The 20,880-nt window shown below is 48.4% G+C and carries 15 protein-coding genes and 1 pseudogene; 8 read left to right on the top strand and 8 right to left on the bottom strand.

Annotation, left to right across the window (positions count from 1 at the left end; genetic code table 11):
- Nucleotides 1–73 precede the first annotated feature (73 nt).
- The gene (locus AMS66_RS26840; RefSeq protein ID WP_053783686.1) at nt 74–763 is read left to right on the top strand and encodes a Crp/Fnr family transcriptional regulator; all 690 of its coding nucleotides are present in this window, start codon (nt 74–76) and stop codon (nt 761–763) included.
- A gap of 51 nt (nt 764–814) precedes the next feature.
- Nucleotides 815–1,330 carry a peptide-methionine (S)-S-oxide reductase MsrA gene (gene msrA, locus AMS66_RS26835; protein WP_181014176.1) on the top strand — a complete coding sequence of 172 codons (516 nt, stop codon included), beginning with the start codon at nt 815–817 and terminating at the stop codon, nt 1,328–1,330.
- A 53-nt stretch (nt 1,331–1,383) separates the two neighbouring features.
- Here the strand turns inward: msrA and AMS66_RS26830 are convergent, their stop codons facing one another.
- The gene (locus AMS66_RS26830; protein WP_053783684.1) at nt 1,384–2,034 is read right to left on the bottom strand and encodes an HAD family hydrolase; all 651 of its coding nucleotides are present in this window, start codon (nt 2,032–2,034) and stop codon (nt 1,384–1,386) included.
- Between the two features lie 231 nt (nt 2,035–2,265).
- On the opposite strand from AMS66_RS26830, the gene AMS66_RS26825 reads away from it, so the two are divergent.
- The 3 genes from AMS66_RS26825 (at nt 2,266) to AMS66_RS26815 (ending at nt 6,482) form a co-directional block, all read left to right on the top strand.
- Nucleotides 2,266–4,026: a DEAD/DEAH box helicase gene (locus AMS66_RS26825; protein ID WP_053783683.1), complete on the top strand. Its 1,761-nt coding sequence runs from the start codon at nt 2,266–2,268 to the stop codon at nt 4,024–4,026.
- 2 nt (nt 4,027–4,028) lie between these two features.
- The gene (locus AMS66_RS26820) at nt 4,029–5,246 is read left to right on the top strand and encodes a YqhG family protein (protein ID WP_053783682.1); all 1,218 of its coding nucleotides are present in this window, start codon (nt 4,029–4,031) and stop codon (nt 5,244–5,246) included.
- A gap of 186 nt (nt 5,247–5,432) precedes the next feature.
- Nucleotides 5,433–6,482 carry a hypothetical protein gene (locus AMS66_RS26815; RefSeq protein WP_053783681.1) on the top strand — a complete coding sequence of 350 codons (1,050 nt, stop codon included), beginning with the start codon at nt 5,433–5,435 and terminating at the stop codon, nt 6,480–6,482.
- Nucleotides 6,483–6,572: 90 nt separating this feature from the next.
- On the opposite strand, the gene AMS66_RS26810 is transcribed toward AMS66_RS26815, so the two are convergent.
- Complete coding sequence (locus tag AMS66_RS26810) at nt 6,573–6,797, bottom strand: YqzE family protein (protein WP_053783680.1); 225 nt, start codon at nt 6,795–6,797, stop codon at nt 6,573–6,575.
- A 194-nt stretch (nt 6,798–6,991) separates the two neighbouring features.
- Here AMS66_RS26810 and AMS66_RS26805 point away from each other — a divergent pair, with 194 nt between their 5' ends.
- On the top strand, nt 6,992–7,765 hold the full coding sequence (locus AMS66_RS26805) for an N-acetylmuramoyl-L-alanine amidase family protein (protein WP_053783679.1): 774 nt from the start codon (nt 6,992–6,994) through the stop codon (nt 7,763–7,765).
- Here AMS66_RS26805 and AMS66_RS26800 read toward each other — a convergent pair.
- Nucleotides 7,740–8,693 (bottom strand): divergent polysaccharide deacetylase family protein, encoded by a 954-nt coding sequence (locus tag AMS66_RS26800; RefSeq protein WP_236703644.1) that lies wholly within the window; start codon nt 8,691–8,693, stop codon nt 7,740–7,742. The two genes, AMS66_RS26805 and AMS66_RS26800, sit on opposite strands and share 26 nt — an antisense overlap.
- 76 nt (nt 8,694–8,769) lie before the next feature.
- Complete coding sequence (locus AMS66_RS26795; protein WP_053783678.1) at nt 8,770–9,666, bottom strand: AraC family transcriptional regulator; 897 nt, start codon at nt 9,664–9,666, stop codon at nt 8,770–8,772.
- 211 nt (nt 9,667–9,877) lie between these two features.
- On the opposite strand from AMS66_RS26795, the gene AMS66_RS26790 reads away from it, so the two are divergent.
- A complete protein-coding gene (locus AMS66_RS26790) occupies nt 9,878–12,319 on the top strand; it encodes a glycosyl hydrolase family 95 catalytic domain-containing protein (RefSeq protein WP_053783677.1) in 2,442 nt (813 codons plus the stop codon).
- Between the two features lie 273 nt (nt 12,320–12,592).
- On the opposite strand, the gene AMS66_RS26785 is transcribed toward AMS66_RS26790, so the two are convergent.
- On the bottom strand, nt 12,593–13,531 hold the full coding sequence (locus tag AMS66_RS26785; RefSeq protein WP_053783676.1) for an aldose epimerase family protein: 939 nt from the start codon (nt 13,529–13,531) through the stop codon (nt 12,593–12,595).
- 16 nt (nt 13,532–13,547) lie between these two features.
- Nucleotides 13,548–16,868, bottom strand: a complete 3,321-nt coding sequence (locus AMS66_RS26780; RefSeq protein ID WP_053783925.1) for a tetratricopeptide repeat protein — start codon at nt 16,866–16,868, stop codon at nt 13,548–13,550.
- A gap of 170 nt (nt 16,869–17,038) precedes the next feature.
- Here AMS66_RS26780 and AMS66_RS26775 point away from each other — a divergent pair, with 170 nt between their 5' ends.
- Nucleotides 17,039–17,932, top strand: a complete 894-nt coding sequence (locus AMS66_RS26775; protein ID WP_053783675.1) for an AraC family transcriptional regulator — start codon at nt 17,039–17,041, stop codon at nt 17,930–17,932.
- A 229-nt stretch (nt 17,933–18,161) separates the two neighbouring features.
- On the opposite strand, the gene AMS66_RS26770 is transcribed toward AMS66_RS26775, so the two are convergent.
- Both AMS66_RS26770 and AMS66_RS34190 read right to left on the bottom strand, forming a co-directional pair.
- On the bottom strand, nt 18,162–20,282 hold the full coding sequence (locus AMS66_RS26770; RefSeq protein ID WP_144424620.1) for an alpha-galactosidase: 2,121 nt from the start codon (nt 20,280–20,282) through the stop codon (nt 18,162–18,164).
- Between the two features lie 15 nt (nt 20,283–20,297).
- Nucleotides 20,298–20,880, bottom strand: a pseudogene (locus tag AMS66_RS34190) (ABC transporter substrate-binding protein); the annotation flags it as partial.

Raw genomic sequence — 20,880 nt, 5'->3', positions numbered from 1 at the left:
TCCTCCTCTTTTTTCTAATCATATCAAGTTCCTATATAATGAAAAGGACCGCTGTCCATTCGAGGTGAGAAATATGAAAATGTACAGGGAACACGAAAAAATACAACCTTATATGTCCCTATTTAATTTGGAACAAATCTTTGCCGATGCTGCTTCGCTTCCCTTTCAGCTTCGGGAGTATGATTCAGACGAATATGTTCTTGCGGAAGGCAATGAACTAGATGGGCTTTACTTTCAGGTAGAAGGTCTAACCAGGGTCTCCTCAAGTGTCGAGACTGGCAAGTCTCTTTTGCTTCGTTTCTGCCACCCCTTGTCTATCTTTGGTGATATTGAATTGATTCAGAAAGTTGTTGTACAGTCACAGGTTCAGGCTGTGAAACCCTCCAAATTCCTGTTTATAGACATACAAACCGTTGAACGAAATTTAATGCAGGATTATCGTTTTTTGAATGAACTGCTCAAACATCTGTCCTATAAATTGCAGACATGTACAGCAGCATCCCGAATCAATTCGCTTGCCTCCGTTGAAGAACGGTTTGCCATCTATTTGATGTCCACTCGTCTGCCCAAAGAGTTTGGCAAGGAAATCAGCACACCCCACATTCCGGAAATAGCATCAGTGATCGGTACAACACCCCGACATTTAAATCGCCTCATTCAGAAATTGTCCGATCTGGAAATCCTGTGCAAAAAAAGAAAAGGTTTTGTTGTGCTGGATTGGGAGCGGCTGGATGAACTATCAAATGGATTGCGTTATGACTAGCTTTCATAGTAATCTTGATTAAACACAACTGAGAAATGGGGAATAGCAGTGATTGAAAAAGCATCGTTTGCCGGAGGATGTTTCTGGTGTATGGTAAGTCCTTTTGAAGAGCAGCCCGGCATTCACGGGATTATATCCGGATACATGGGTGGAACCGTAGAAAACCCTACATATGAGCAAGTATTGACTGGAGAAACGGGACATTTGGAAGTCGTGCAAATCTCGTTTGATCCAGCCATTTTCCCATACGAGAAATTGCTTGAATTGTACTGGCCGCAGATCGATCCAACAGATGCCACGGGTCAGGGTAATGATCGCAAGAGTCAATATCGGGCTGCCATCCTGTATCACAATGAAGAGCAACGCCAATTGGCCCTGAAATCACGAGAGGAACTGGGCAAAACAGGCCGATTTGATAAACCTGTCGTTACCGCCATTGAGGAAGCCTCCGTATTTTATCCGGCAGAAGAATATCATCAAAATTTCCATCGCAAAGACCCGAAATATTATAAAGAATCCCGGATTTATTCCGGTCGGGACGAAATTATCAAAAAATATTGGAGTTAATCTCTTTAAATAATAAAGCGGCCACATGGGCCGCTTTTTTTGTTGCATCCATTTTACAGTACACCGATTAAGGCCTTCAACTCCCTAATGCTATCAATAACCTGATCCGCCTGAGCTAATTCATCGGCTTGAGCAAAGTCAAAATCACATCCAATGGACATTAAATCATTATCCTTCGCAGCATTGATGTCAGACAATCGATCCCCGATTACCATCCCTTTAGTGATCTTATATTTCTCCACGATAGTGCGTACGAGATCAGACTTATTTTGTGATGAAATCTGCTGTATGCTGAATGTTTCGGTTACCCACTCATCCAGATGATAATAGTTTACGATGGCATTCAAGTATTCGATTTGCCCATTACTCGCTATGTATATCGGTATGCTTTTCTCTTTGCAGGATTGAAAGAACTCTTCTACGTACGGATACAGTGCACCATGGCCTGCCTCAATATTCGCAATCAACTTCTCATGAAACCATTCATTGGCTTGTTGTCTGATCTGATCCGAGTAGCCGTGCAACAAATTCTCCCAGACGACAGGCAGAGGAACTCCCATAATTTCACGGTATTTTTCTATTGGCGTATTCTGCTCCCATAACCCCTTTGATCTCAGATGATTAAAAGTGTCATGCAGAGAAGTTTCCAATATTCGATCTGTCTGAAATAGCGTTCCATCCATATCAAAAATCAATGAAAGCATAAGTCATTTCCCCTCCTTTATTTCAGAATATATCTTGAGATCAACTCGTCACTCTACTTAGGTAAAGTCACTATTCATCAACATACGTGAATACCTGTTATTTTATAAGCTTTCCAGATTCCCTCACTGAAACCGCCCCTTATTCGAAGGTTGGTTATGAACTACCTCTCATTCGTCCATACTATGACCTACGAATAAAACGTCATCACGTATGGCAGGGGAGGAAGCACCATGAACCGGAAAAACCCGCAACATCTCAATCAACCTGCAGCAGAACTACCCGTTCCGCTTGAATTCGATCGCAGCTGGCTGACCCAACTGGAATCCAGACTCGATAAAGGCGGCCCTTGGGGCGATTACAGACTCTTTCAACTTGGCATTCAAGCGGAAGAGACGAATCTGATTCCCAACTTTGATGAAATTCAGTGTCTGAAGCATCTACAGGGACTCACCCCTCTTCCACACCAGATGGACACTGCACGCAGAGTACTGTTTGAAATGTCAGGCCGTGCCATTCTCGCCGATGAGGTTGGACTTGGCAAAACGATTGAAGCTGGCCTGATTTTGAAAGAATATATGGTTCGTGGACTCGTATCCAAAGTTCTGATTCTCGTGCCTGCGTCCCTTGTATTGCAATGGGTCCGGGAGCTGAATTCCAAATTTGGCATCCCTGCGGTTGCACAGAAAAAGGCCTATTCCTGGCAAAGTGAAATCGTGGTTGCCTCCATGGATACAGCGAAGCGTGACCCGCATAAGGATTTGCTGCTGAATACGGATTACGACATGATTATTATCGATGAAGCGCATAAGCTCAAAAATAAAAAAACAACCAACTATCAATTCATGCTGAAATTGCGAAAAAAGTACTGCCTGCTGCTCACGGCTACGCCGGTTCAGAATGACATGAGTGAGCTGTTCAATCTCATTAACTTGCTCAAGCCGGGACAGCTTGGCCGTCAGGGTGATTTTGCAGCCAACTTTGTCGTCGACAAACGCATTCCGAAAAATCAGGATCAGCTCAAGGATGAGCTGTCCAAAGTCATGATCCGTAACCGACGCGGAGAAGGACCTGTTCAATTTACGAAACGGAACGTGTCCAATGTGAATTTGCAGCTCTCGCCCGAAGAACAGGCCCTATACGATGGGGTGACTTCCTTTGTAAAGGATCAGTACCAGGAAGCTGGCGGCAACCTGAGCAGCATGCTTTCCCTGGTGACGTTGCAGCGAGAAGTATGCAGCAGCCGGGATGCCGTGTTTGTTACGTTGGTCAATCTGTCGAAGAAACTTCCACTGGACTCCCCGCTGCGGGACAAGATTTGGGAGCTCGTTGCCCATATTAAAGCGATCAAGGAAAATACCAAAGCGGAAAAAACGATGGAACTCGTTCGTGACATGAATGAGAAAGTTATTATTTTCACCGAATACCGTGCCACGCAGGAGTACTTGCTCAATTATTTTCGCAATAACGGCCTGACGGCTGTTCCCTACCGGGGCGGCATGAACCGGGGTAAAAAAGACTGGATGATGGACCTCTTCCGTGGCCGTGTGCAGGCGATGATCGCCACCGAAGCGGGCGGTGAGGGCATCAACCTGCAATTTTGCCATCACATGATCAACTTCGACCTACCTTGGAATCCCATGCGCGTGGAGCAGCGGATCGGACGGGTACACCGATTGGGACAGCAGCATGATGTTAATATCTACAATCTTTCGACGACAGGTACAATCGAGGAACATATTCTGAACCTGCTTCATGAGAAGATCAATATGTTCGAGATGGTCATTGGTGGATTGGATGTCATTCTGGAACGGCTGGAGAAGAAGGAATCCATCGAAAAAAGTTTGTACAAAATCATGCTTGAATCACAGAACGAAGAGGATATTCGCCGTAAAATGGATTCGCTTGGACAATCGCTGAATTCCATTCAGCGTGAAGTTGCAGAAGAGCCACCAGCCGTACCGGGGCTTGACCTTCGCAAAGGAGGCCTCTGATCATGACCATGTCTCCCCATGAAGTGCAGGCGTATGTGCTCACTTACCTGGAAACACTCGATTGTCAGATTATGGAGCGTTCCCCTGCTCATGTTACGGTAAAGCTTTCACCTGAAGCCGACAAAGCATTAACCAACCGTCCGTATTATTGGGGATTTGTGGAGCGAACCGGTGCACCTGCAGAGACAATGTCCTTTACATTCGTCTTTGATCCGGATGCTCATCAGCAGGCGTTGGAAGCTGAAGAAGCAAAAGCTGCACAGTTAGCTCCTCCAGCCTCACCAGGTGCAAATCCCGGTACCCCCGAGGCTCCCAAAGATACCATTCTAGGTCGGTACTTCGGCATTGTCCCTTCTCTGCCTCAGCTGGGACCGGGACGAATTTTAAAAGAAGATGTTGTATACGGCAGCCGCAGGTTGCAACAGATCTTCAATGCAGCGCGTGAAGGCGGCGCATTTGTAAACCTGTTCGAACAGGCTGCAAAACGACAATTGCGCGCTACCGCACCAGCAGTATATGAGCCATGGCTTGGTGTGTGTTTTAAAGTGGAATTTGCCTGTGATTTGAAACGGGAGGAACTTCATTTTATCGGCATCTCTCTCAGAACAGGGGAAATTGTCGAGAAGTTTGGCTCCAAGCTGAACAGACGTGACCTCAGCCCAAGACTGGCTGAGAACATGCATGTACAGACTGCCAAAATATCGCTAGCCGAAGCCGGAGCAGCTCTGGAATCTCATTTGACAAATCGCTTGCTGGAACTCGACTATAGCTGGGCAGAGAAAGCCAAAGAACGGCTTGATCTGGAACTGGCTGTCGTGGATACGTACTACGAAGCAGTTCTTAGAGAGGATACCCCTGAGGTCGACGTAGATATGACCTCTGCCTCCAGCATGGAGGAGAGTTCAACTAATCAGGATCAGGCGGACCCTTCTGCCCATAGTCAGACTTCTCGCATCGGCCCTTCTCGTATCCAGAATGTACATCTACAGCCCATAGAACCAATTGGCGTGACGATCGGATCAGATGTCGAACTCGCGGCTGAAGCTGCTGTTCAAGCAGAATCAGAAACAGACCCGGAACAGGATAAAGCCCGCCAAGCGGTCATAGACCGTGAAGCCATGAAGCTGCAATACGAAACGCGCCGTACCGAGATGATCTGGCAATATGAGCCTAAAGTGAAGGTGACCGCCATTAGCAGCGGCATGTTTCATTTAAGATAAACGACGAGGACACTACTTTTCCCGCAAATGACGGCAAAAGTAGTGTTTATTCATGAGTGGCAGCCCGACAGGTTGCAGCAACCTTTGCACAGCTTGTCCTCTAGAATGAAACTAGAAAACGATCATGCAACGGGATATTGAGTCCGTTTTGTCATGATATGTACCCTAGAAAAGTAGGTGTTAGCCATGAAACGACCCTTCCACCCTGAGTGGAACGTATTACGACGAATTACAGGCATTGCTGTGTGCCTTCTATGTGTAATTACTCTGCTCCCCTTATTGCAAGCTGAAGGTGCTGGAATTCAAAATGCGTCTAAATCGCTTCAACCCTTTACATCTGCCAAAAGTACGGCTGAACATCATTCCGACACATTCGCCCCAGATGTAGTACAACAGTTTGCACGTAAGCAAACCACCGTTCTCGCTACTGAACATGCAGGAAACCGTTGGGATCAGGCTCAATTGGACTTTTATCCCCTCGGTCCAGGCACACACAGCTGGCTTGTATACGCTAATGTTGAAGGTTCACCCGTTGGTTATATGATTATCTCAGCGAACGACCAGGGGCACTTGCAGCTTAGCGAGTATGGTCAGGGAGAACAACGTCCGTACAACATTTCCTTGTTGGATCAAACCTTGAATAAGCAGCAGCTGGACTTGCAAGAGCTAATTTCTGATGGAGGAGAGCTTCAATTGTGTTACGCACCTCCTTTGCTGGCCTATTGGAAAGTCGAAAGACATGATCAGGATGCAATCTACATTGACGCGACCAACGGTGATACCCTGCCAATCGGTGTTCTGAAGGCAATGGATACGGACTCACAGCAGTCTACGAAACGATTGAAGTCCATAAGGTCAATATCTGGACAAGCTGTCGTCATAACGCCCGATGATTCATCTAAAGACGCCTCATTGTCTGTTGACTCCATGGACTTGCAACCGCTGTTTGATCCCGCGGACAATCTGTTATGGATCACGTCCAAGCCAGTTTCAATCACCGGAGTGAAAACATTAAATCAGCAATGGAAGGAACATAAAAAGATCGTTTTCTCTGCGGATAAACAAAATGTCCTGTATGGCGGGCCTCTGCCTGTCAGTGGTTATCAGATCTGGCGTAACGACCGTGGATCAATTCAGAATCAGTATGTAGCTATTGGCGGTAAGACTTCGGTAAGACGATTTGTGCCTCTTCAGACCTTGCTACGTGATGGGGATTTCTATGTCATGAAACCATGACCGAATTCAAACAACAAATAAGACGCCTTCCTCTGGTTCTTCATAGGAATGCGTCTTTTCTTTGGGAAAAGCACGATGCTAATTCTTAATTCACCCTTTACCTGAAGAACTTCGTTTCTGCATTTTTCCCTGCGAATTCATTGCTTTTTCCCTTTTGCCAACCCACAGGGTTACGGCAAAAGGAATCATTCCAAACCACTTCATTGTCCACGGCTCTTTGGCTTTGGTGCGTCCTTTACGTTCATCCTTCGGTGTGTCGATATAGTGAACGACTCGCTCTGTAATGTATTTCACCAACTCATCACTTTTGGCCATAACCATTGCCTCCTTTAGCTCCGGCATATCCGGGGCTTATGTTACCTCTATTGTGTGCAGAAGCGATCACCGATAAACATTTTTTTTGCTGGAAGGAGTATGAAAAACAGAAGAATGCACAGTCTAATGCCAAAGGTATCCATCCACTACTTTAGGGCATAAGATGCCTATTTCAAGAAGGAGCGTGTATTCTCATGTATAAGCTGCTGGCCGCATCGATGGCATTACTAATCAGCATCAGTTGCATCCCCCTGACTTCCCACGCCAGCGCGGCGAAATTCACACCAACCGATCTGCCTATATTGTATTCACAACGTTCTCCCATAAGCCCATCCATGCTGCCGGTAACCGATGGAGATGCCTATCATTCCACGCATCATGCGTTTGCAGCACCTGTAATCCTTCTGGATGTCGGTCACGGCGGCATTGACGGTGGAACAACAGACCATGGTGTACTGGAAAAAGACATCAACCTAGCCATTAGCCAAAAGGTGTATCTGCTGCTTCGAAGCAAGGGTTATGCGGTCATCATTAACCGACTCGGAGACTATGCGCTGAGTGACGAAAATCGCTGGTTAAACAGCCGCTCACGCCATCGCAGAGATTTGGCACAACGCAAAAGCCTTAGCGAAGAGGTCAGCACCGATATCGTCGTCAGTATTCATGCCAACTGGAGTCCAAGATCGTCTGCACGAGGTCCAGTTGTTTTACACCAGAACGAAGGACGCAGCTACATGCTCGCAAGTTCCATTCAGAATGAACTTAATCAATTGTACGAGACACAACGCGATGTAGTATGGGGCAAGCCCTTTTACCTGTTAAATCATGTAAAGCAACCCGCTGTAATTGTTGAAACCGGATTTCTGAGCAATGCACATGATCGCGCGATGATCAGTGATCCTAAAGAACAGAAACGGATCGCACAGTCCATCGCAAATGGCATTATTTATTATCTGTCGGCAGTTTAGGCTCGGCTTGCCAATGCCACACATCACGGACCAGATCGCTAATGCCGACGAACTCGATCTGACCTTTGAGTCGGGAGACAGATTCATGGACTACAGCCGATGTATTTAATCCGGTATGGCCAACATGACCGATAACGACACACACATCTTTGTCCAGAGCACGCTTGGCCGCCAGATCCATTTGCTTGCGAATATGTGGTTTGGAATTATGGTCATCCAGAAAAATGTCGTTGCCGACAGGTGGCATGTTTTTGGTGATGGCCAATTCCCCAACCACGGAACGAAAGTTGGTACGGCTGTCCACAAAAAACAGCCCCCGCTCTCGACATACATCCAATACAATGGACATGATACGTTTGTCAGACGTAATTTTGGAACCCATGTGATTGTTCATTCCGACGGCATAAGGAACCTCATCAATGGCTTTCTCGACTCGATCACGCACTTCCTCATCCGTCAGTTTGGATGTGATTGCACCTGGACCGAGCCATTCGGGCCTTCCCTTATTGGGCTCCATCGGCATGTGAACAATCACATCCATTCCTTTTTCATGTGCCGCAATCGCATCCTTCTTCGTCGTTTGCAGGAATGGCATCACGGCCAACGTCAACTTAACCGGAGTTGCCAAAATTTCAGAAGTACCTTTCATGTCATTTCCAGCATCATCAATGATGATCGCCATTCGTTTATGCTGCGATGGGTCTGCTGGAGTTCCTGATGATGTATGACCTGAAGCTGGACCCCCAGGCACTTGCATTGAGGATTGCCCCGTTAAAATTTGCTCTGGCGCCTGCCCTGGACGAAGCTGTGATTCCGCACTGCTGGCAGAAAGGCCCGTGCCATAAACCATTAGTATCGTACCTGTCAACACCACTGACATTATAAATTTCCAGGTGCAGGACCACCCTTTTCGTCCGGCCTTATTCATGCATCGTTCCCTCCTTTGTTCTGTCCCATCATTATTTGAACAATGAAGGGGGAATATGTAGACAAAAAAAGCCTGTTCATTCCAATGGAGGGCTTGAGGCCACAGTGTTGGAATGATGTAAGCGATATTGACGCGGGGCCTGACCTGTCAGTTGATGAAAGAGTCGGGAGAAGTAATGAACAGAGCTAAAATGATATTTTTCTGCGATCTGTGTGATACTTAGTGTCGTATGTTGCAGATCCTCCTTCGCCAATCCAATGCGGAATTGATTCATATATTGGACTGGAGAATATCCGGTTGATTTCCTGAACAACTCGAAAAAATGTCCACGGCTCATATTAAGGCTTTTGTAATAGATCTGCAGCGGCTTAGGCGCATCGTGAAGTAAATCCTGCTCAATCATCTTAAGCATATGGCCTATCCGGCGATCTGGGATTACATGGTACTTCCGCATGCAACAGTTCAGAAAATAGTCAATAAACGTCTGAAAATTACGCTGAGTCATCAAGCTGCGCATAAAGGTTTGCTCGTTGGTGTATGACCCGCTTTTGTAAAAATTCTGGAACAGATCCTGCCAAATTCGCAGCGACTCCACCTTTGAAATCTCCCTAAGTGTATACGGAAAGGCAGGGCCCACAAAAGCTTGTTGCAACACCTGCGGCGGATAACAAATCGGGCAGGCCGTATCAAATACAGCTTCTCGCTCCACATAGTGCCAATCAAAATAACAACACAGGTGTACCATGGGGTTCTCTGAATCAGCCACCCATTCATGCAGCTGCCCCGCTGGAATATAGATCATGGAACCAGGACCAAGCCTGCTGCTCTGACCATTTGTACTTAATATCCCATGTCCTTCGCTAATCAAGTAAATGGAGCTGGTATAGCAAATTCGCGGAGAACTCGACTGTCCCTTCACAAAAGAGTATCGGGTCGCCAGATATACATAGGGATGCAAGGAAGCAAAATTCATTGAAAGTTTCCTTTCCGACTCCGTTTTTCTCGATGTTAACCTTTCATCTCCATCACCGAAAGGTACAATTGGGGACTAGAGGTACATATCAGCAGAGCACCAATTGATCTGACGATCGTGCAAATCATGGACGTCTTGCTAAATACAGCAAACTGCTGTTCAGATACAGTAATAACTGTACATCGCAATGACTTCATGAGGAGGATGACTTGTGCAGAAGAAGGATATGCAAACGAAGAGAAGGAACGAGATAAATAAGAACAGAGGCTATGAACGTGCCAAAAAGCATCCCATTTCCTTCAATGGTCCTGCACCCGATTTCTTCGAAGGTGCACTGCTCGGCAATGGAGGATTGGGCATTGTGGTAACAACCCGCCCTGACGCCGTGATGCTCCATTTTGGGCACAACAATGTCTGGGATATTCGCCTCGCTGAAGAACACCGAGATGAGCTCATGACTTTCCAAGAGGTATATGACAGATTTGCTGCTCTCCCAGCTGATTTGTCGCGATTGACGGATCATCCGTGGTACAAACCGTATTGTGAGCTTGCAGGGCAAAATTACAGTAAATCTTATCCCAAGCCAATGCCCTGCGGATCGCTGCTGCTTCGATATGATCGGCGAAAAGCCGAACTCATCGGCCATACGGTTGATATTGCCAATGGCCGATGTACCATTGATTTCCTGATGGATGGTAAACCTGTCGTATTCGAACTTTTTGTGGAAGCAGAGCACGACCGGCTCTGGATGAACGTCTGCGATGCTGCGACGGGAGCTTTGGTTGCCTTATTCGATGAGGTCAAGCTGATTCCTGATCCCGAAACACCGCCAGAATTCCCTCAAGCGGCAGTGGTAACCAGGGAAATTACGGGTATACAGTCTTTCACGCAAATTTTGCCGTTTGTGGAGAATCCTTCTGCGCCTTATATAACTCAGCCGAAAGATAAAGCTTTCCGGCTTGCTGTCAGTGCGTCTGGGTTATCTGCGATGAAAGAACATCCCTTGCTCAATCAGACGCCCGCAGCCAACCGCTCTCCCCTGGGAATACATGAGCACGGCTTTTTGGCCTGTGCAGAGCTATGGGAAGGCCGTTACAACGAAATCGATGATGAGGCCCTCCCGCCAGATCTATCCTCCTTCAACCAAGCTAAGGAAGAATCGACTGCAATATGGCAGGATTATTGGAGCCGCTCCTCCGTCGTACTGGAAGATGAATTTCTGGAGCAGATCTGGTACCACAATCTGTACTTTTACAATTGTGCAGTGAAAGTGGGCGTTACCTGTCCGGGCCTTTTCGCCAACTGGAGCTATCGAACCATCGGTGCAGATTGGCATGGGGATTACCACATGAATTACAACACACAGCAGCCGTTCTGGCTTGCATTCTCCAGTAATCATCTCGACAAACATCTTCCTTACGTGGATATGGTTGATCATGTACTTCCCGTCAGCCGAGCGTGGGCACGGGATTATTACGGACTGAGCGGAGCGTATTTCCCCCACTCAGCCTATCCTGTTGAGATGTCCATGATGCCCTACCCTGTCCCGCACTGGGGATGGGAGATCTGCGAGACGCCTTGGACGGTGCAAAGTCTCTGGTGGCACTATCTCTATTCCATGGACGAGACGTTCCTTCGTGATCGTGCATTTCAACCAATGAAAGAAGCCGTGCTGTTCATTGTCGATTACATGAAACGCCCAGAAGCACAGGGCGAACACTGGGGAGATGACCATTATCACATTTTTCCGACGGTGGTGCCGGAGCTATATGAGATTTCACCCGGCTTTGCCAAAAACAAAGACTGCCTGATCGACCTGACACTGACACGATTTCTGCTCAATGCGTTCACCCAGGCTTGCGGTGTCCTTGAAAGGATAGAATCCGAGAAGGAACTGCTAGAGAATGTAAAAGAGATTTTGAGCCATTTCCCTTCTTATCCCACAGCCGAATCCCGCAACGGTCCAGTCTTTGTGTCGGTGGAGGGCGAGGATCCTGACGTGGTGTATAACGTCCCGATTCCTATTACGACCGTATTTCCTGGTGAAGATCACGGGCTTCATTCGCCAGAGGAGGAATACCAGACCGCAGTAAACTCTTACCTTAACCACCGCAACGAAGGTGGGAATGAACTGGTTTTCTATCATCTTGCCGGAGCCCGGCTTGGGGTGTTGGATCTGGAACGCTTCAAGCGTCAGATCCAGTACTGTCTGCTGCCAAACGGTACTTGCACAGATCGGGTTCTGATGAGCGGTGGACGCTATGATGACACGGACAACTTTGACTTCATGTCACGCATGGGTATCTGGTTCGAAAATTTCGCTCTGCCGGCTGTGATCAATGAATGCCTTCTTCAAAGCTATAATGGAAACCTGCGTTTCTTCCCCAACTGGCCGAACGGACAAAAGGCAGAATTCCATACCCTCCGTGCCGTGGGTGCCTTCCTTGTCAGCGCAGCTTTCAGCAATGGAGAGACGGAGTGGATCGAGATTGAGAGCGAAGCCGGTACCTCCCTTTCCTTTTATATCCCTTGGGCAGAAGGTGCGTTGTGCACGGTCTCTTCTGGCAAAGAGTATGTGCTGTCCGGTTCAATAGGTCGGATAAGTACAACACCGGGAGAAACCATCACCATCGTTAAACGTTACGACGATTAGTGCAGTCCGTTACGTTCAGTAGCTCAGCTAATACCAACAATACAAATTAAAATACAACAACAAGAGCGCCCAGGTAATCATCCTGGGCGCTGCTTTATTTACGTTCCGTTATATCGTTGCAATACCCAGACTTAACGTTTCGTTTGCACTGCTGCTAGAAGACATACTGCAGCATCTCAATCGGAAAGCCGGCTGTCAGATGATCAGCTTGGACGCTTGAGATTCAACTTCAATCCGTTCCAGCTTTGGGCTTGAACTTGGCTCAAGTGAGGTTTAGATAAGGCTAACCTCAAGATGCCAAGTGTACACTTCACCCGCTTCAACGACAGCAACTTCATCTCGCCGTACGGCCTCCCCAAGATGATCCATCCGTCCGGTTGCTGGCTCCAGTGCAAGCTGATAATGGCCTCCAAACCCGCCATAATTCGCCCAGACAGCCAGGTAAGGAACCTGTTCAACCGGAAAACTGAAGGTTACGGATTCCCCTGTCACAGGATCGCTGAGCCCCGCGTATCCCTTCTTCACTGTGCCAGTGAAATAGTACTTCTCTGCAAAGCGTCCCTCATGGCACTCAGTCACGCTTAAATCCACGGATCCACCCAAGGTGGAGGCCAGAGGCCAAGGCTGTCTGTCCCCAAAGATTCCAAGCCTTCCGCCCGCCGAAAAGGAAACCTCAATCTCATTCATACCTTCCGACACATGCAGCTTCATGCCCTCATGGACTGCCAACAGCGGATGGGCTGCCCAGAGGAAAGAAAACGGCCCATCAGAAATGTTCGTGACGGAATAATCCATCCGCAGCGTCCCGCCCGATGTGAAAGAATATGTTTTCTCCAGCAAGTATGGGAGCTGTACCCCCTCTACCTGGCAGTGCAGGGCGGAACCTGTGAAGTGAACGTCCCAAGGAAGCGACCATACCTCCCCATGATCCGGGATCGCTCGGCCTTGCCAAGGTGCCAATGGATATTCACAAGCATCGATACAGGGAAACATCTCATCCCAACCGCTCTCATCTCCACTCGCGAAGGAGGAGCCGTACCCTGCATTTCCAAGTGGTTTGCCACTGCGCCACAGCCATTCCCGTCCGGTTCGCGTATTACACAACGAGATTGCTTTGGCCCCCAGACTCGGCACAATGCAGACTGAGAGCTGTGGTGACTCGCCGATCCATACATCCTGTCCTTCCACCTTCGTTTCCCGCCAGTGAACCATCGTCTTCGCTTGCCTCCTACATTTTAAAATGGATCAAAGCTCCTTGATGATTGGCTTCGAGCTCCAGCACCTCTTGGAAGCGGATCTTGGCTTCAACCTTTCGTCCAAGTCCGAGTAAACCGAGTCCAAGCATGTAACGGCAGTGAATCTCATTTCGTCTGTTCAAATCGTCCTCGAAGACGAGAAAATCAGGAAGTGATACAGCAAAATAGTCAAATTCCATTTCATCGAACAGATGCTTTTCTGCGTAATCCACCAGCTTGTTAAAACGTCGTTTGGCTTCCTTCTCCACTTGGAGCTTCATCCAGGCCAGCCCTTGATAGAAAATCATATCTGGTGGCTGATCGTTGTAATACATCGCTCCGGCAGGCTCCTCAAGCCCTTTCGAAGCGGCATTCCAGTAGAATTTCGCCTGATCTTTGTTGTTCAGGCCCTCGTATGCGTTGCCCAAATAATACAGGATATTGTTCTCCTGCGCCCCATCCAGCTTGCCTTCGCCGAGATTCTGAGGGTAGACCAACGCCTTCTGCAAGAGAGATACTGCTTCCTCGTATTTTCCTTCCTTCAGCTTGAGCTTGCCCAGCTCCACGTGACCGAGCACGTACTGTCCGGTAACCTTTCCTTCTCCACCCTCCCAAGGATGAAAATGGCGTGTTTCCAGCGACCGAATTGCATCTTCGTGTTGGCCCATGGAATTGAGCAAAGCAACCAACTCTACATACAGATCATCGCGCTTGTCGACCAGATCTGAATGAGCCTTCATTTTGGTAAAGCGCCATTCGGCAGGACGGCCCAGCTTCTTATAGAGCTGATCCAATTCGTAGAAGACACGGGCATCTGCATGGTTCAGTTCAAAGGCATATTCCAGCGACCGAAGTGCAGCCTGCGGATCGTTGCATTTGTTGAAATAAGCTAGCGCCAAATTGCGGTGTACCGTCGGAAAATCACCTTGGAGCGATGCTGCGGCTTCCCAGTGTGCGATGGCATCCGTATGACGTTTCTTGTCGTATAGCCAGTTGCCAAGATAATAGTTCGCCATGCCATCCGCTGGGTTAGCTTCAATGGCACTTTCCAATACAGCCAAATCCAGCAGACTGTTCGGAAAGCAGTAATCTGAAGACGCTTGGTTACCGGCTTGGCGGTGTGATGCTGCAAGCTCAGGTGAGCCAAGCTGCGCATAGGCATAAGCCAGCGTGTAGTGCAGCATGGGATAGGCTGATGTATTGGCATCCGGTGCGAGCCTTGCCATGACTTGCACTGCCTCTTCATACAGGCTGGAGCCGATATAATCCGAAGCGAGCTGCAACGTGTTATGGAAATCGCCGCGCATGAAGCGCTGCATTTCAGCCAGCGCTGCTTCTGCTTGACCAGCTTCACCCAGAGCCAGCAATGCTGCCCACCGTTCATTCGCAGCTCCAAAGTCAGCAGGGTCCAGTACCAGTGTCTCTTCCGCAAAAGCCAGTGCTTTCGCAGGTGTGCCAAGCTTGCGAAGCAGCGCCGCTTTCAGATGGCGAGCCTTATAGTTATGACTGTTACGGATGAGGGAACGCTCCACCAGCTCCAGTGCTTCGCCATAGTACCCCTGTCCGCAGGCAATACCAGCCAGCGAGAAATATCCGCTGTCCTGCCATGCTGCTGACCATACCGCTTTGTAGAACGCAGCGATAGCCTCCTCGCTCTTACCCTGCAACTTCAAGGACATCCCAAGCTGATAATAGGCTTCACTGTCATAAGGGTTTGGGTTACGCCAGGTCAGGGACTTCACCGCAGTGCGGAAATGCGACTCTGCCTCAGAGAATCGGCCGCGGCGCAGCAACAGCGTCCCGTAAGCTGTGTTGATCCTGATGTCGAACGGGTCACGCTTCAGCCCTTCAATATAGTACGCCTCCGGATCGAAGGTGGCATGACGATACTGCTCAAGATGCAAGCCAGCCAAATAGAGTTGCTCGTTCGTCAGCAGTTCTTCCGGCTTCGGAAGTGGCTTGGCTGCATCCGGTACTTGCTCAATGGATGGCTTCGCTGGACGATAGGCAATCAGCAAACGTCCTGAAGCATTCCGCACCGTGACCGTTAGATCATGTGGAAGGTCGACTTCGTCCAACGTGATGACCGACTTGTAGGTCTGAGTTGGGGAGACTGTCACCGTATCGGAGAAATAGGTTCGGCTTCGGCCCTTCAGCTCAATAACGGCACCCTCATAGATCGAAGTGGCATAAGCCAGCACCGTCGCAGTCTTCTCTTCCTCGTTGACATCCAAATTCACAGCCGCTTCGATTGAAGCATTCTTGACTACGCCGATATCTTTATAGGGCATAAAATACTGCTTAAATGATTTCTCTTCATACGGCTGAAGCCATGTGAAATCCGGCTGGTTGTCGGTATACACTCCCGTCATCAGCTCAATATACGGACCGTCCTCATCCGTCAGATTGCGGTCCCAGGCCTGGCCGAACTCGCCATTGCCCCAGGTCCACTGCTTCTTACCCGGTGATACGTGGTGGTTGGCCACATGCAGCAGTCCTGCCTGCACACCGTGGTCGTAGCCGCCCACGAAGTTGAAGTCCGACTTGTATGCCATATATGAGGTCGGTACCGGAATGTTTTTGTAGCGGGAAATATCCACACCTTCCGAATAGTCCATCTTGTAATAGGTGCCGGTCGCAATAGGAAAGCGGGAGACATCACGTTTACCGTGGTCGAAGACCGCTGTCACGTCTGGCGGAAACACGGACTGGGTATCATCGTTGACGGCAACGGCCGGATTCGCCCACCACAGGAAAGTCTGTGGCTCCGGAGTCCGATTGTAGAGCTGCGCTGTAATTTCCAGATAGGCTTTGCCAGGGTGCAATGTAAAACCTGCGGTCACCTTGGTACCGTTCATTCGATCAATCTCGCTTACCCAGACCGTAGCACTTCCGTCTTCACCCTGATCAAGCCGACACTCCACCGGGCCAAAGGTATTCGGCCTGTGATGCTGCGGCCAGTTGAACTCAATGCCACCGGAGATCCATGGCCCGGTCAGGCCGACCAGTGCGGGCTTGATAACCTGGTTATAATAGACAAAATCATAGTCATTGGTTTTGTCTATTGCCCGATAAATCCTTCCCCCAATCTGCGGCATAACTTGGATCTGCACAAACTCATTTTCCAGAAAAACCATTTGGTAAGCCTTCATGACTTTCTCATCGTAAATCTTATCAATGACAGGAAGCGGATATACACGTCCGGAGCTTCCCTGATAGACCCGTTTGTCCAGGAACATCGGATTCTTGTCCGGCTGTCCAACTTCATAGGTAGGAATCTCTACACGTTCCTCCCAAATCTTCACTGATGGCATCGTTGACACAGGCGCCCATCCTCTCTTGTAAGGGTTTCACTTGCTACCTTTATCATACGAATGAACTGTCTTGGACACCATTGAATATCTCATGACGATGATGGACTATATGATGATTTTATGAGTTTAATGAATTTGACAAAGCTATGTCATGCAAGCATAGTATAGGTATGGAAAATATACGAATTCAAGAAGGGTTCAATGCCCAGAAATTAATTGTCCTACCGGATCATATTATTAAAGACTATGCCCAGCACCCGCTGATTCGCCCTCTGCATCTGACCGATATCGGCTACTTTCCGCTGGCGCAACACCACTATCGCGAACGCCCGCAAGGGAGCGCGGCCTATATCATTATTTACTGCATCAGCGGCGAAGGTTGGTACCAGGTGCAAGGTCAGAAGACACAGCTTTTGCAAAAAGGTTCCGCTGTGGTCATCCCTGCAGGAATGGCGCACGAATATGCCTCTTCTTCGAAGCGTCCATGGAGTATTTACTGGTGGCATATGAAAGGAGAGAACGTCGCTGACTTCTTCTCGGGAAGTAACGGGGCGTGTGAGCCAATTCCGGTTCCGGTTGAGAAATCCCTGAAGATTGTGGAACTATTCGATGAATGCTATGAGCTCTTACAGAAAGGTTACTCCTTGAATCACATCATCTACGTCTCACAACTCGCCTGCCTTCTAGCGGCCATTCTCAGCTTCTCGCAGCTTCAACCGCTTACCCGTCACCAACAACGACAGAGTCATGATATTGATCGCTCCGTCAAATTTATGACCGAGCATTTGGAACAAAACTTGTCGCTCAAAGAACTGGCAGCAGAGAGCAACCTCTCCATCCCGCATTTCACTCATATGTTCAAAAAAAAGACCGGCTATTCGCCAATCGATTATTACTTGCGTCTCAAAGTGCAACTGGCCTGTCAGCACCTTGACCTGACCGATCACAGCATTAAGGAAATTAGCCATCGGTTGGGATTTCAGGACCCATACTACTTCTCAAGATTGTTCAAGAAAATTATGGGGCTCTCCCCCTCCGAATACCGGAATACCCATAAGGGGTAATGATGCGTAGCTAAATCAGGACAGATATGTTTACCGGAATATACAGCTCAGATGCCTTCTCTGTGACAACAAGGAGCGCTTCCAGAAAAAAAGACGACCTGTCGCCGATAGATTATCGGCAGCAGGTCGTCCTTAGAATGCACTTATACAAAGAATAAGGAATAGATGCACTTCGTCGTTGTAGGACCTTCCACATGTATACAATCCCATCATGCTTGAATGAAAAATTTTAAATATGCTCCCGGATGCGATACATCAGACTGTCAAAGTCACCACGTAGCGGCAACACAACTCCAATATTCATCAAAGACCGGCCACTAAAATTACCTTCCAGACCCTCGATCATATATGTTTTGTCAGGCTGAAGATTATTCAGGCGAAGCCTTGGCAGCGGTTCGCCCAGCTTCTGAGAATGCAGGAAAGCAAACACTACATTATCGCAACCTGTGGCATCACTATATTGAACTGCCGTGACTCCCTTATCCCGGAGCTCCGACAGACGATACTGCTTCCCAAATTGCACTAGATGACGAATCCCCTTGTACTGCCGAATGTATTCAGCAGACTGCTCAATCTGATCAGCACTCCACTCATTCAAGTTGGAGCCGATCCCTAGTGTACCCATCATCGCACTATGAAAACGGTACTTCAGCGATACGTTGCGGTGATTCATGCCAGTAGGTGATTCCGTAACCCAGCAGGTCATCATTCGTGGTGCATAGGTATAGGAGAAACCTTCCTGAATGCTCAAACGGTCAAAGGCATCCGTGTTGTCACTCGGCCAGGCTTGGTCTGCATATCGGAAGATTCCCAGGTCAATTCGTGAACCTCCGCCAGCACAAGTCTCAAATTCCACGTGCGGGAACTTGATTCGCAGCTCAGCCCAGATGTCATAGAGACTCTGCACATGACGAACCCATACTTCCTTCTGACGATTAAGCGGATGATTCTTCATGCCCGGCTCTGTTATTGTCCGGTTCATATCCCATTTAATAAACTTGATCTCATGGTTACCAAGAAGCTCCGTCATGAAATCTATAATGTACTGTTTGACTTCCGGTTTAGAAATGTTCAGGAGAAGCTGGTTGCGCAGTTCCGTACGTTCCCGCGTCTTGAAATGATACACCCAGTCCGGGTGCGTCCGATAGAGATCGCTATCCGGATTGACGGACTCCGGCTCAACCCAGATTCCAAATTTCATATCCAGTCCATGCACTTTGTCGATGAGCTCACCCAGTCCGTTCGGGAATTTCTCCTTGTTTACGTTCCAGTCACCAAGCCCAGCCCGATCATTATTGCGCTGCCCGAACCATCCGTCGTCCACAACGAACAGCTCAACACCCATCTTAGCCGCACGCTCGGCGAGTGCCGTCTGATCCTGTGCGTTTACGTCGAAGTAAGTTGCTTCCCATGAGTTGTATAGTACCTTACGAGTCTCACTGCGCGGCAGAACATAGTCGTATTGGTACTGATGCAACTGACGGCTCATGCCCCCGAACCCTTGAGTGCTTAAACCTCCCAAGAATACAGGAGTCTCAAAAATTTCACCACTACTCAGTACCCATTCATGGTCAAAATCATTAATGCCGCCCGTTACTCGCACATGATTAAACGGGGTTTTCTCCGCAGCAATTTTCCAGTTACCACTCCAGGCCAGCGCGCCGAACCAGACTTGGCCAACGCTTTCCGTAGCCAGACCGTCATCTATGGCAAACCACGGATTCGCATGACCGTCGGTAAAGCCTCTTCTGGATTCCAGCACTTTTTTCCCTTCAGTCAGTCGCGTGTTGCGAAGCTGGAATTCTCCTGACCATTTACCGGTAACATGAGTCAGACGGTAATCTTGCAGGTACGGAATGGTCCAAGCCGCCGATTGCGTACTCTCCAGAATGATATCCTGATCTCCCGTATTTGTGATTTTAGCCGAGCGCTCGATCAGATCGTACTCTGGAATAACTTGATAGACAAGTTGTGTCACGAGAGGGTATACTTCGTCCTTCAAGGTGATTACCAACGTGTCCTTGCCATTTTGCTTGAGAATCTCATGTCCTGCATAACGCACGGACAAATCACGAACGCCATCCGACATGCGAACCTTCAGGGATGGTTCTGTATAACTTACGCCTCCCCAGAAGCTGTATTCTTCTACCTCCCCTTCTACTTCCGCATCAAAGGAGCTATGGCCTTTCAATTCAAGTAAAGGGATACAATCCTCAATTCCAATCGGGCCACCCCAGTACAGATGCTGTAGCCGTTCTCTCTCATTGATTCCAAAAACATAAGAGCTGTTATTTGTATGAATTGCAAATATGCGGTGTTGTTCTTGATATTGAATCGCCACTCCTATCATCCTTTCTTAATTTAATCAGTTATTCCAAAGTTCCATCCGCTTCTTATAGTTCTCGCTGTAGATTTTCTCTACCTGGGACAGACCTGCCGCTTCAGCTTCCTTCATCATTTGATTGTACAGTTCAGGCACTTGCTCTTCAGAAGGAGCCAGAGCCATTTTCAAGAAATATTTATTAATGGTATCGTTGACCTTGGTGTCCATTATAGCTTCCGGTGTACCGCCATCTGGGCCGAGACCGTCAAATGCTGCAGTATCGTAGGATGTATCGGCCAAGTTCTTGATCGCCAAGTCGGTCACCGGGTCCGTTGAGTATCGACCCATCAAATCGTACGGCGATCCATCAGATCCAGGACCGTTCTTGATCAACCAGGTCCATTTGCGGATCCCCGTTGTTCTGGACGCTTCATCCCAGTTTTTCTTAAAGGCATCCAGCACTTCCTGCCTTGGCACATGCTTGCCATCCTTCATATCCCAATCCTTACCTTCGATGCCCCACATGAGCAGGTACTGCCCTTCTTCACTTGCCAGATAGTCCATCATTTTAATGGTTCGGATCGGATCTTTGTTGGTTTTGGAAATTGAAATGCCATCCCAGCCC

Origin of the sequence: Paenibacillus xylanivorans (assembly GCF_001280595.1) — a bacterium.
Classification (GTDB): domain Bacteria; phylum Bacillota; class Bacilli; order Paenibacillales; family Paenibacillaceae; genus Paenibacillus; species Paenibacillus xylanivorans.
This window is presented reverse-complemented; position numbering and strand designations above follow the sequence as displayed.